The organism is Pontibacter qinzhouensis (assembly GCF_008017455.1).
GTDB classification, from domain to species: Bacteria; Bacteroidota; Bacteroidia; order Cytophagales; family Hymenobacteraceae; genus Pontibacter; species Pontibacter qinzhouensis.
This window is the reverse complement of sequence record NZ_VRTY01000038.1, coordinates 41444-53735: the sequence shown is the minus strand read 5'-3', so window position 1 is coordinate 53735 and position 12292 is coordinate 41444. Positions and strand designations below refer to the sequence as shown.

Below are 12292 nucleotides of genomic sequence, written 5' to 3'. Positions count from 1 at the left end.
CACCTTCTCCAGCAAGGCTACAGCTTTCTCCAGGTAGGCCCGCTCCTGTGTGTATTGTGCAAAGGCTGCCAGCAGCGGAACAGCCACATTAATGATAAGGTTATGTGCACTGCTCTTCCCGATGCCAGTTTGCACCGTACTATTTTCGCGGCTAAACATGTAGTGCTGTTGCCAGTAGGCCGACATAGGCTGCATAAAAAGTTTTTCGTAAGCCTTAATATCGTTGGCAGAAAGGAACCGTGAAAACAGCTGCTGATGCCCCGACAGCACTGCAGCCAACTGTGCCAGCCGCACTGTCGGGAAGTTAGCCGGACGCATACGCAGGAAGTTCCAATGCTGCCGCTGCAGTCTGGGCTGCAGCTGGTACTTGTGTTTCAAAAAGCTGAATTCTTTGGCTAATTTTTGTGGATACTCCTCCTCCGGCATCTCCTGCTCCAGAAAACCTGCCTGCCCATACAGCAGCGCCTCCACCTGAAACAACGACTGCTGATGCTTCCGTACCACCGCCAGCGGCAGCTCCCGGGCCAGTCGTTCAAAAGGCTCCTGATTTATTTTAAAGCCGAAACCTCTGCATAGCAGCTCGTAAGCCGTTTGCTCCCAGTCGTTGCCATTCTGCGTGAGGTTCTGAAGAATAGTTGCCCCCTTCTGCTCCAGGCGCTCCACCAGTGTTCGTTCCATCATGGCGGTTTTAGTAATTTCGGGTACTGCAGGCCAAAAGACAGCACACGGAATAGTATCATTGGATTTCTGCAGCTGCTGATAGGTTTGCAGTATTTCTGGTTTTACCTTACTTTTCAGTTCCAGCACAGGCACCAGGGTGCCGTCACGGCGGTGAACAGGTTTATCGGCCTCCCACACCACATGCAGCACTACCTGGTCGTATCGCGGGTCCTGCTGGTGCTGGTGGCGGTGCCAGTCTGATGCCCGAATATGGATTTCCACGCTGCCAGACCACTCCACCTCTCCCACCCACAGGCGCGCCTCCAGAAAATCGGGTCCGGCATCGGAATTGGCAAATCCTACCCGCAGCACCTGCAGCTGCTCACCTGCAGCCGTGCTTAAAGCTGTTTTCTCAAAGTACTGGTACTGCCAGAGGTAAGACAAAAAATCTTCTTTCATGCTGTAGCAGGTGCAAATTGTGTAGTTAATAATACAGCAAAAGACGGAAAAGTGGAAATGGAAGTTATGGGCAGATGTCTTTCAAATTTCTTTAGAAAAAATGTTTAGGGACTTATTGGATCTTCTTTGCCCTTGCCCTTATCCATTCTGTTATACACTCTATAGAAAGCTCGCCTTTTGCAATAGATATCACGAAATTAAATTTTTGATCCTGATCAGCTACTATATCCTGATTGTCTTGTAATAGAAGGAGTCTCATTAATACATATCCTGTTCTTCTATTTCCGTCAATAAACTGGATGATTTAGTAAGAATGCTTTAAATGATTGCAACAGCTTTTCCAATGGAAGCAGGGTACAGCTCCATTTTATTAAAAGTTGCGTAAGGCCTTTTCAAGGCAGCATCTAACGCACCAAAATCTCTTATGCTTTGTGCACCTCCAAACTAATCAATAAGAAGATTATGTATTTCCTCAACCACTTTAACCGTGATCATTGAGCAAACCTTTTTTTTAACAACTCTTTATTTTCTTCTAATATCTTCTTAAGGTGCTGGTTTACATTATTATGCCCTTTGTCTTTTACCTGAAACTCCTTCAGATAAAGGAGCATATCGTCTAGCTGAGCTTCAGGTACCTACCTGATCTATAACCTTTTGAATTTCATTTTTGATATCTTCTGCTTCCATTTCTTTATTTCTGATATTCAAATAAACGGAATATCTTATTCCCGGTTCAAGCTAAAATCCTTCATAAAACAGAGTAGGATTAAACAACAACCTCCACTCCTACAGGAACTTCTCCAGGTACTGCGCCATTTCCTGCTGCACTTCCAGGGCGGCTTCACGGGCTTTTTCGGCGAAGTCGCGGCCGGAGGAGGCATAGATAATAGCGCGGGTGGAGTTTACCAGCAGCCCACACTCTTTGTTCATGCCCAGACGCGAAATGTCTTCCAGGCTACCTCCCTGTGCACCTACACCCGGTACGAGCAGAAAACTATCGGGTACGATGGCACGCACGCGTTCTACAAAATCGGCACGGGTGGCACCTACTACATACATCATATTGTCTGGTGTTGCCCAGGTGGCGCTGGTTTTCAGCACCTGCTCGAACAAGTACTCCGGTTCTCCGTTCTTTAGCGGGAGCATCTGGAAATCCTGGCTGCCGGGGTTGGAGGTGAGGGCAAGCAGGATCACCCATTTCCCTTCTTTCCGCAGAAAAGGCGTTACAGAATCGGAGCCCATATACGGTGCCACGGTAATAGAATCGAAAGACATGGTATCGAAGAAGGCACGTGCATAAAGCTCAGAGGTGTTCCCGATGTCTCCGCGCTTAGCATCTGCAATGGTGAAGATGTTGTCAGGAATGTGCTGCAGCGTTTTAGAAAGGCTCATCCAGCCTACCGGTCCCTGTGCCTCATAAAAGGCGATGTTCGGTTTATAGGCCACACACAGGTCGGCGGTGGCATCAATTATCTGGCGGTTAAACTCAAAAACAGGATCTTCGGTATCAAGCAGGTGCTCTGGCAGTTTTTCGGGGTCAGTATCGAGCCCTACACACAAGTACGACTTTTTCTGAAGAATCTGTTCAAATAACTGGGCTCTAGTCATGCGCTGCAAAGGTTAGTATCGGTTGGCAAATTTACATGTTTAGGCTTGCCCCAAAAAGTTTTAAAGCAGAAGCTTTGCCTCCGGGTCCTATTATTTTTAAGATGCCGTGCAACTACTACCGTGGCAACTGGCTCTTCTTAATGAACCAGATCCCATAAAACTATGAAACCTATCCGATGGATTTTTGTATTGCTTCTTTTTTCTGCCTTTCAGTGTTCTGAAGACGAAGTGATTCTGCCTGCCACAACGCCAGCTCCTGTTACGCAGTTTACTATGCCGGAACGTGCTTCACTAGGCGAGCCTGTTACGATAGAGGTTTTTTTTACCGTGAATAATGGTTGCGGTCGTTTTGGCGAATTTTCTGAATCCCGTTCAGGCAACACCTTCACTATTGCTGTGCATCCGGTGTACGTTGGAGAAGCCTGCACCATGGATATGCCAACCCGAAAAGCGAACTACACCTTTATCCCTACCATCAAGGGCACTTACACCTTCCGGTTCTGGCAGGCGCAAGACCAGTACGTAACACGCACCATCACCATAGAATAGCACATGCAAGTAAGCTGTGTTGAATGGAGATGTAATTATTCTAATGAAAACGCTCTTCCAAAGGAATTTCAGCTAAGGTAGGTCGAGGGTCCACTTAACATAATTTACCCGTTTATGCTTGCTGCCCCTCCAATTTACTCTTTAAAATAATTCACCCATTTAACAGTCAACAACTAACAAGCAGCACTAATTATTCTAAGGAAAACATCCTTCCAAAGGCTTTTATGGCTTAAAAGGGTCAAGGGCTGTAAGGTCTTAAAACAGGAAAGGCTGCCTCACATGGGGCAGCCTTTCCTGTTTATGTACTTGTTAAAAGCTTATCTTAAGTCTACTACAGTTACTCCTTTATGCTTTGCCTTGTTAAACGTGAAAGCATCGGAGGCTAGTTCAGGGTTTGCCTGGAAGTTAGTGATGGCGTAGGTATAGCGGTTGCCATTGTTACGGAACATCTGCCATTTTTTAAGCGTGCTGTCTTTTTGGTTAATGTAAAGCCGCACTTTAAAAATTGGGTTGCTGCGGTCTTCCGGGGCCAGCTCAATTACATCGTATTTTATGTTACCTTCAGCTTCGGTACCGGCATACGAGTATTTGTAGCCTTTTTTATACATATCGAAAATTTTGCTCGGCGACATAGCTTCTGCCTCTGCATCTGTTTCGGTTATGGTTACTTCATTTACATCCTGCAGGAAAGTCCACATCAGCTTGCCATCGTTTATAATTTGCTGGCCGCTAACGCTGAGGTGGTATTTTGGTCCGCTTACCAGTATATCGCCTTCCATCGTTTCTTTTACTTTGGAAGATGGGTTTTCCAGGGTCTGAGCAAAAGTAGCCTTAAAGGCTTTCATGCTCTTGTACTTGGCACTCATCTGGTTCAGAATCTTGCCAGCCTGTGGGTCCTGCTGTGCGCTCGCCAAATTCACTAACGTTAATACAACCAGCAGAACAGAGAATAATTTTTTCATGACAGAAATTTCGGTTTTGTTACTTAACCCATCGTATTCAATAACTGTTCCAAACTGTATTCATCTGTAATTAAAACTTCCCGGGCCTTGCTACCTTCAAAAGGTCCTACAATTCCGGCCGATTCTAACTGGTCGATTAAGCGGCCTGCGCGGTTGTAGCCAAGCTTCAGGCGGCGTTGCAAGAGCGAGGTACTACCCTGCTGGTGTTGCACAATTATGCGGGCAGCTTCTTCGAACATGGCATCGCGCTGCGACGGATCGAAGTCGGTTTTCTCGGTGCCGCTCTCATCGCCTACAAACTCAGGCAGCAGGTAGGCATCGTCGTAGCCTTGTTGGTTCCCTATAAAATCACAAATACGATCTACTTCTGGTGTATCCACAAAAGCACACTGAATACGCACCATATCCGACCCAATAGAGAAGAGCATATCGCCCTGACCAATAAGCTGGTCGGCCCCACCGGCATCGAGAATAGTGCGGGAGTCGATTTTAGAGGTTACTTTAAAGGAGATACGTGCCGGGAAGTTCGCTTTAATAATACCCGTAATTACGTTAACAGATGGCCGCTGCGTAGCCACCACCAGGTGAATACCGATGGCACGTGCCAACTGTGCGAGTCGGGCTATCGGCGTTTCTACTTCTTTTCCGGCCGTCATCATCAAGTCGGCTAACTCGTCTATTACCAGCACGATAAAGGGCATAAACTTGTGGCCTTTTTTCGGGTTCAGCTTACGCTCCACAAACTTGCGGTTATACTCTTTCAGGTTACGGCAGCCGGCATCTTTGAGCAGGTCGTAACGCTGGTCCATCTCCATACAGAGCGAGTTGAGCGTGTTAACAACCTTTTTGGTGTCGGTAATAATGGCTTCGTCGGTGTCGGGGAGTTTAGCCAGGAAGTGCCGCTCTATTTTGTTGAACAGCGAGAGCTCCACCTTTTTCGGGTCTACGAGCACAAACTTGAGCTGCGAAGGGTGGCGCTTGTAGAGCAAAGAGGTAAGGATGGCGTTCAGACCCACTGACTTACCCTGACCCGTAGCACCTGCCATAAGCAAGTGCGGCATTTTGGCTAAATCGGTAATAAACACTTCGTTCGTGATGGTCTTACCAAAAGCAATCGGCAGGTCCATGTCGCTCTTCATGAACTTTTCGGTAGAGAGAATGGATTTAATCGACACCATTTCTTTTTTGGTGTTCGGCACCTCAATACCAATAGTACCTTTACCTGGAATCGGCGCGATAATACGAATACCCAGGGCGGCAAGGCTTAGGGCAATATCGTCTTCCAGGTTCTTAATTTTGGAGATACGCACGCCGGCATCCGGCACAATTTCGTAGAGCGTAACAGTTGGCCCAATGGTGGCTTTAATGCTGGCGATTCCGATGTTGTAATTGCCCAGCGTCTCCACAATCTTATCGGAATTGGCTTTGAGTTCTTCGCTGGTTACCTGAATTTTGTTGGCGCCATAGTCGTTCAACAGATCGATGGTCGGGTACTGGTAGCGTGCCAGGTCCAGCGTCGGATCATAATTCTCCATTTCTGAACCAAACACCTCCTCCGGTCCTTCGTCCACTTCGAGGTCTACATGTTCGGCAGCAGGCTTCACAAAAGGCACGACTGGTACCTCAGGCTCCTCAGGCAGCGGCGTGTTTATTTCGAGCTCCAGCGTTGGCGGACCGCTTGGTTTAGCCAGTGCAGGCCGTGGCTCCGGTTTCAGGGTGCTTAGTTCTATTTCCAGCGCCCGGTTAATGGCTGCTTCTTCCTCTTCATCCAGGTCTTCTTCTTCCTCGTACTCCTCCTCCTGGTACTGCTCCTCCTCATCAAACAGTTCCTCTTCTTCCATTTCTTCCTCTTCCTGCTCATGAAGCGAGGCAGTTGGGTTTGCATACTGGTTTACGCCGCGTGTTTTAGAGTTGAGCACATCACCCAGCGAAGAGGCATTGCCTCTGTCCACATCCACTTTGTCGTTATCAGACATGATAACTTTGCTCCAGTTAATGCTGGTGATGTTAAAGAAGAAAATAAGGAAGGCTGCCAGCAGAAAAGCCAGCAGAGGGCCGGTTCCCCAATTAATGAGGCTGGTAAGCCAAATGGAAGATTCTATGCCGATGCCCCCGGCCAAAAAGCCAAGCGCATCAACCTTATCGGTAACAAGCACGCCATAACCCAGCGCCAGACTGAGCCACAACATGGAGAAGCAACAGAAGTTGAGCACATGCGATAGAGAAATGGTAACCTGCTTAAACACAATGCGGCAACCTGTGAAGAAGGTAATCGGGATAATGAAAAAGGCTCCGATACCCAGCCACTCATAAATAAACAAATGCGACACATAAGCCCCGAACAGCCCGAGCCAGTTCTCCGCCTCCTGCCCCGACTCTTTCATGGTGGTGCCGTTTACCGATTCCACCACACTCTGGTCGGCTTGCCCCGTGAAGAGGTACGACACAAAAGCGATAGTAAAGAAAACGGAGAGAAGCAGAAAGAAGAACCCGACAAAAAGCTTTAGCCGCCTGTCTTTTAAGAAAGCAAACTCAAAGTGCGGAAGTCGGATTTTTGGCAGTTTAATCGAAAACTTCTTCTTTTCCTTCTTCGGTTTAGCGCCTAAAGGAACATTAGCTTTACGTGGTTCGTTGCGTCCTCGTACCTCATTTCTTGCCCGCCCTGCGTTAACTGCATCGTTTCTGTAAGTGTTCTTTGCCATACCCTCTACAAGTTAAGATTTCAAATTTACAATTTTTCAGTTGAAACCTTTCAGCAAAAAACGCATGATTTCAAAAATTATCCGGCAAGCAATTTCTTGTTGATCTGGCTGATGAGGGCGGGGCCTTCGTAGATAAATCCGGTGTAAAGCTGCACCAGGTCAGCTCCGGCCTGCAGCTTTTCGAGCGCATCGTCTGCAGACATAATGCCGCCTACCCCTATGAGCTTTATGTGTGGCGGCAGGTGCTGGCGCAGGTACCGTATAATCTCGGTGGAGTGTTTGGTGAGTGGTTTTCCGCTGAGGCCGCCTGCGCCGAGGTCGGTTACGGTTGCTTTTGGCGTGGTTAGTCCATCGCGGCTGATGGTGGTGTTGGTGGCGATAATGCCGGCCAGCTTTGCTTCTATGGCTATTTCTATGATGTCGTTGAGCTGGGCCTCGTTCAGGTCGGGGGCAATTTTAAGCAGAATAGGCTTTGCCTTCGGCATTTTGCTGTTCTGCTCCTGCAGGGCCAGCAGCAGTTGCTTTAGTGGTTCCTTTTCCTGCAGCGCCCGCAGGTCGGGTGTGTTGGGCGAGCTTACGTTTACGGCAAAATAATCGACCACGTCGTAGAGCGCCTTAAAGCAGTAGAGGTAGTCGGAGGTAGCGTCTTCGTTGGGCGTTACTTTGTTTTTGCCGATGTTGCCACCCACAATCACCTTGCTCTTCCGGTTGCGCAGGCGCTCTACGGCCGCATCTACGCCACCATTGTTAAATCCCATCCGGTTTATGAGCGCTCCATCGGGAGGGAGCCTGAAAATGCGTGGCTTCGGGTTGCCCGGCTGCGGCTTGGGCGTAAGCGTACCGATCTCGATAAAGCCAAAGCCAAGGTTGGCAAACTCATCTATAAGCCGGGCATCTTTATCGAAACCTGCTGCCAGCCCGACCGGGTTCGGAAACTTAATGCCAAACAGCTCCCGCTCCAGCCGCGGGTCCGTTACCTGGAACAGGCTGTTGCTGATCGTTTTAGAAAGTGGCAATTTGTACCCCGTTTTCAGGACATCCACAATCAGGTAGTGAACTTTTTCGGGATCTATTTTGAAAAGGAGCGGGCGAATCAGGGTTTTGTACACGGCAGCTTGGGCGTTGGTTTCAGGTAAGCAAAGATAGAAAGGCAGGGGTAATTAGCACGACATGCCGGCATGTTTTTGTTGCTCCTGCTGAAAGGCCGCCAAGCCTAGGGTTCTCTGGACGATTTTTGCCTTCGGAAGGGCTTTTTGATTGGAATAATTTGATTAATGTGCTGATGGTTAAATGTGCTGATGAGCTAATAAACACACCGCTCATTCGGACTTCTCAGTCCGAATGCTCTCTGGTGGGGATTTCCTAATCCCCATGTTCATAAATGCGGATTAGGAAATCCGCTTCAGAAAACTTCCGGACTGAGAAGTCCGGAAGAGCAGAGTGTATCAATAAAGCCAGGCATTAGATTTTCAGGCATATTATTTACTAGTTTCTAATATTACAGAAAAAACGACTTGATTTTAATTAGATTATAACTACTGCTATTACCTGAGACACTGTGAGGTCTTGGTTGGCTGCTGTTCCTGCCACCAAAACAGCAGCAGGAGCAGCAGAGCCTCCAGAGGGCTAATTTCATTCAAATAATTTGATGCCTAATCGTTGAAGTGGTACAGAAAAGTAACCACACCGGTATAAGCTGGCTTTTTGCTGTCTTTTATCTCCAGCGTTACCTCGATCTGGGCTTTGGCAATACCGCGCAGGTTCTTGAGGGAGAGCAGTTTTGCTTTGAGGCGCACCTGGTTCTCTACCAGCACCGGCTCTTTAAAGCGCAGACTTTCTATCTCGTAGTTCACCTGCATTTTCAGGTTCTCCACAGTTATAATTTTGCCCCACAGGTAAGGCAGCAGCGATACGGTGAGGTAGCCGTGGGCGATGGTGCTCTTAAATGGCGACTCTGTTTTGGCGCGCTCAGCATCGAGGTGAATCCACTGGTGATCGAGGGTGGCATCGGCAAACTGGTTTATCTGCTGCTGCGTAATGGTGTGGTAGTCTGATACGCCCAACTCAGCGCCTTCGTGCTGCGCGAACTCTTCAAAATTACGGATAGTAAGCATACTCATATATAGATGTTTTTATGATGAAAGATCGGACCTGAAAACCGTGCTCAGTTATTGGCTAATATGCTTTAAAGATAGCTTTTTTTGATAGAACTGCGGCACAACCTGTTTTTCAGGCAAAATTGCTGTAGAGAAACCTATACAACTGCAACGACAGCATGTGCCTGCATAAGCCTATAAAGCAGCCAGAGGCCGTGTGGCTTTAGAGGTACAAACAAAAATGGCCCACAGCTGCAGAACTTCTAATTTACCAGACTTACCCTTGGCGAAAAATCGCCTCCGAAGCTTTTAGAGGCTTATTTTATTAGAATAATTGCTTCTGAGTCTTACACCGGCTTATCTACTACTCCGGCGGCTTAACTCCTCGGATGATAGTCTTTTATCACCTGCTTCAGGTAATCGCGGTCGAGGTGCGTGTAAATTTCGGTCGTGGTAATGGATTCGTGCCCCAGCATCTCCTGCACTGCCCGCAGGTCGGCTCCGCCTTCTATCAGGTGGGTGGCAAAGGAGTGGCGAAAGGTATGCGGACTTACCTGTTTCTGAATATTGGCCCTGGCAGCCAGGTCTTTAATTATCGTGAACACCATCACACGGGTCAGTTTGGCGCCGCGCCGGTTCAGGAACAGCACATCTTCGTGGCCTTTTTTTACTGTTAGGTGGCACCGGATGCCTTCGCGGTAGAGCTTGATGTGCTTCAGGGCATCTCGCCCGATGGGCACCAGCCGCTCTTTGTCGCCTTTACCTGCCACTTTCAGAAAGCCCATGTCTTCGTAAAGGTTGCTCATTTTCAGGTCCAGCAGCTCCGATACCCGCAGCCCGGAGCTATAAAGCGTTTCGAGTATGGCCCGGTTGCGCGTACCTTCCGGCGTAGACATATCGATAGCGTTCAGCAGTTGCTCTATCTCATGAAAATCGAGCGTATCGGGGAGCTTGCGGTTCAGCTTGGGTGCTTCCACGGTCTCGGTGGGGTCGTGAGCCAGCATGTCTTCCATAATCAGGAACTTGTAGAATGCCCGAACACCCGATAAAGTTCTGGCCTGCGAGTGCGGTGTCATGCCCAGTTCTGCCACGTACTGCAGAAACTCGCGCACAAGGGCGGGGGTCATCTGCTCCGGGCTCTCTTTATAGCCTTTTAGCTGCAAGAACTCTGTCAGCTTCCGGATGTCGCGCATATAGGCCTCCACTGAGTTGCCGGAGAGCGAACGCTCGAGCTGCAGGTACTGTTCAAATTGTTTTATGCAGATAGGCCAGTTCATGTTTAGATGTTAGATTGTAGATGCTAGATGTTAGACTCTCTTTTCTGTAATAGGGCACTTGGTAGTTAAAAGTTTCGGGTATAGCCTCCTGATCAAATTTAAAAGGCTGCTCCGGTTATTCATCTTCGATTCTTCACATCTACAAATCAACAATTTAACAATTAAGCCATTTAACCATAGACAAAGGTATTACATCAGCATATTAGGCAATTACCACAAGAATCAATAAGCACATTATTTTGACTACACTATGATAAAGCAAAGATAGTTAATCTTACCTTTGCAGTTTAGAGCAAGTTTGAAATTACAGCCTTATAGGCACAAAAACACCAGCATATGAAAATACTGATCCTGAACGGCCCCAACTTAAACCTGCTGGGTGTCCGGGAAAAAAGCATTTACGGTACACAGTCTTTTGAACTTTACTTTGAAGAGCTGAAAGCGGCATTCCCGGACCTGGAACTTTCCTATTTCCAATCGAACACCGAGGGCATTCTGATTGACAAACTGCACGAAGTCGGCTTCAGCTACAAAGGCATTGTAATGAATGCCGGTGCTTATACGCACACGTCTATAGCCTTATCAGATGCCATAAAAGCCATAGAAACGCCCGTTGTAGAAGTGCACATTTCTAATGTGTTTGCCCGCGAAGCTTATCGTCATAGGAGCATGATTGCACCGTACTGCACAGGCAGCATCAGTGGGTTCGGGCTCGATAGTTACCGGCTTGCCCTGGAGTACTTTATGCGTTTAAAACCAAAGCAAATTGGCTTCGGCGCAAAAACATCGTAACAAAGCCTGCTAAACCACGTCTGACTAAGCTCTAAAGATAGACTAAACACGATATTTCAGAACAGAATTTTTATGCTCAATTTTTATCCTGGTCCATCCAAAGTGTACCCCGAAGTGCGCCAATACCTTACCGATGCGTACGACGAAGGCTTTTTGGGAACACCGCACCGCGGAGACCAGTTTGTGCAGCTTTCGCGGACGGTAGTGAGCTTACTCAAGCAGAAAATAAATATTCCGCAGGACTACCACATCTACTTTGCCTCGTCGGCCACCGAGTGCTGGGAAATCCTGATTCAGAGTCTTACTGTTAACAAAAGCTCTCATATTTTTAATGGGTCTTTTGGGGAGAACTGGTATAACTATGCCAAAAAGCTGCGTCCCAAAGCAGAGAGTTTCCGCTTCGATTTAAATGAGCAAATGCCGGTTGAGGACCTGAACATTTCTTCCGATACAGAACTGATCTGCTTTACCCAAAGCGAGACCTCTAATGGCACGCACGTAACAGCCACCCCCATCCTGAACCTGCAGAACCGCTACCGCGACAAGCTGATAGCCGTTGATGCAACCTCCTCTATGGCTGGCCTGAACCTGAAACTGATAAAAGCCGATATCTGGTTTGCCTCCGTGCAGAAATGTTTTGGCTTGCCGGCAGGTCTGGCCGTTATGGCCTGCTCGCCACGGGTTATTTTCAGGGCGAAGCAGAAAGCAGAGCGTGCCCACTACAACAGCCTGCTGGCCATGTACGAGAAAATGCTCAACTACCAGACCACCCACACCCCCAACGTGCTCAACATTTACCTGCTGAAGCGCCTGCTGGAGGAGCGCCCGGTGGTAAAGCTACTTGATGAGCACCTGACCGCACGAGCCAATGACCTATACACTTTCTTTAGTCAGTTTACGGAAATATCGCCGCTGGTAGAGAACGAAGAGGTGCGTTCTAAAACCGTTATAACGCTGCAAGCAAACGAGCGGCTGGTAGACGATATCAAGAAAAAAGCCATGCAGCAGGATATCCGCTTGGGCAACGGCTACGGCCCCTGGCAGCGCAACACGTTCCGGATTGCCAACTTCCCGGCCATACAAGACGAGGAATACGAGGAGCTGAAGCGTTTTTTCCTGCAAAACTATAGCTGGATCTGAGCCTTAGCGCCAGAGTATAACCTCTTATTTAGCACCTGCTCCACCAC

The 12292-nt window shown here is 48.2% G+C and carries 10 protein-coding genes; 3 read left to right on the top strand and 7 right to left on the bottom strand.

The window, feature by feature from the left end; genetic code table 11:
- Together FVR03_RS11560 and pyrF are read right to left on the bottom strand one after the other, a co-directional pair.
- Window positions 1–1119, bottom strand: a 1119-nt coding sequence (locus FVR03_RS11560; RefSeq protein WP_147921911.1) for a DUF2851 family protein, incomplete at its 3' end; no start/stop codon positions are given.
- 786 nt (window positions 1120–1905) lie between these two features.
- Entirely contained in the window at window positions 1906–2727 is an 822-nt protein-coding gene (gene pyrF / locus FVR03_RS11555) for an orotidine-5'-phosphate decarboxylase (RefSeq protein WP_147921910.1), read from the bottom strand.
- A gap of 162 nt (window positions 2728–2889) precedes the next feature.
- Here pyrF and FVR03_RS11550 point away from each other — a divergent pair, with 162 nt between their 5' ends.
- Window positions 2890–3276, top strand: a complete 387-nt coding sequence (locus FVR03_RS11550) for a hypothetical protein (RefSeq protein WP_147921909.1) — start codon at window positions 2890–2892, stop codon at window positions 3274–3276.
- A 317-nt stretch (window positions 3277–3593) separates the two neighbouring features.
- Here FVR03_RS11550 and lolA1 read toward each other — a convergent pair whose 3' ends face one another.
- The 5 genes from lolA1 to xerD all read right to left on the bottom strand — a co-directional run bounded on the left by lolA1 (window position 3594) and on the right by xerD (window position 10313).
- Complete coding sequence (gene lolA1 / locus FVR03_RS11545) at window positions 3594–4238, bottom strand: outer membrane lipoprotein periplasmic chaperone LolA1 (protein WP_147921908.1); 645 nt, start codon at window positions 4236–4238, stop codon at window positions 3594–3596.
- 23 nt (window positions 4239–4261) lie between these two features.
- Complete coding sequence (locus FVR03_RS11540) at window positions 4262–6940, bottom strand: FtsK/SpoIIIE family DNA translocase (RefSeq protein WP_147921907.1); 2679 nt, start codon at window positions 6938–6940, stop codon at window positions 4262–4264.
- Between the two features lie 77 nt (window positions 6941–7017).
- The gene (locus FVR03_RS11535; RefSeq protein ID WP_147921906.1) at window positions 7018–8049 is read right to left on the bottom strand and encodes a quinone-dependent dihydroorotate dehydrogenase; all 1032 of its coding nucleotides are present in this window, start codon (window positions 8047–8049) and stop codon (window positions 7018–7020) included.
- 543 nt (window positions 8050–8592) lie between these two features.
- Window positions 8593–9060 carry a MaoC family dehydratase gene (locus FVR03_RS11530; protein WP_147921905.1) on the bottom strand — a complete coding sequence of 156 codons (468 nt, stop codon included), beginning with the start codon at window positions 9058–9060 and terminating at the stop codon, window positions 8593–8595.
- Between the two features lie 353 nt (window positions 9061–9413).
- Window positions 9414–10313 carry a site-specific tyrosine recombinase XerD gene (xerD, locus tag FVR03_RS11525; RefSeq protein ID WP_147921904.1) on the bottom strand — a complete coding sequence of 300 codons (900 nt, stop codon included), beginning with the start codon at window positions 10311–10313 and terminating at the stop codon, window positions 9414–9416.
- A 336-nt stretch (window positions 10314–10649) separates the two neighbouring features.
- On the opposite strand from xerD, the gene aroQ reads away from it, so the two are divergent.
- The gene (gene aroQ, locus FVR03_RS11520) at window positions 10650–11105 is read left to right on the top strand and encodes a type II 3-dehydroquinate dehydratase (RefSeq protein WP_147921903.1); all 456 of its coding nucleotides are present in this window, start codon (window positions 10650–10652) and stop codon (window positions 11103–11105) included.
- A 72-nt stretch (window positions 11106–11177) separates the two neighbouring features.
- Complete coding sequence (locus FVR03_RS11515) at window positions 11178–12245, top strand: aminotransferase class V-fold PLP-dependent enzyme (RefSeq protein WP_147921902.1); 1068 nt, start codon at window positions 11178–11180, stop codon at window positions 12243–12245.
- Window positions 12246–12292: the final 47 nt, after the last annotated feature.

Bases quoted from the DNA above. Each gene is read 5' to 3' on its own strand.
- lolA1 (WP_147921908.1), bottom strand. From the start codon at position 4,238: ATGAAAAAATTATTCTCTGTTCTGCTGGTTGTATTAACGTTAGTGAAT.
- FVR03_RS11540 (WP_147921907.1), bottom strand. From the start codon at position 6,940: ATGGCAAAGAACACTTACAGAAACGATGCAGTTAACGCAGGGCGGGCA.
- xerD (WP_147921904.1), bottom strand. From the start codon at position 10,313: ATGAACTGGCCTATCTGCATAAAACAATTTGAACAGTACCTGCAGCTC.
- FVR03_RS11515 (WP_147921902.1), top strand. From the start codon at position 11,178: ATGCTCAATTTTTATCCTGGTCCATCCAAAGTGTACCCCGAAGTGCGC.
- FVR03_RS11530 (WP_147921905.1), bottom strand. From the start codon at position 9,060: ATGAGTATGCTTACTATCCGTAATTTTGAAGAGTTCGCGCAGCACGAA.
- pyrF (WP_147921910.1), bottom strand. From the start codon at position 2,727: ATGACTAGAGCCCAGTTATTTGAACAGATTCTTCAGAAAAAGTCGTAC.
- aroQ (WP_147921903.1), top strand. From the start codon at position 10,650: ATGAAAATACTGATCCTGAACGGCCCCAACTTAAACCTGCTGGGTGTC.
- FVR03_RS11550 (WP_147921909.1), top strand. From the start codon at position 2,890: ATGAAACCTATCCGATGGATTTTTGTATTGCTTCTTTTTTCTGCCTTT.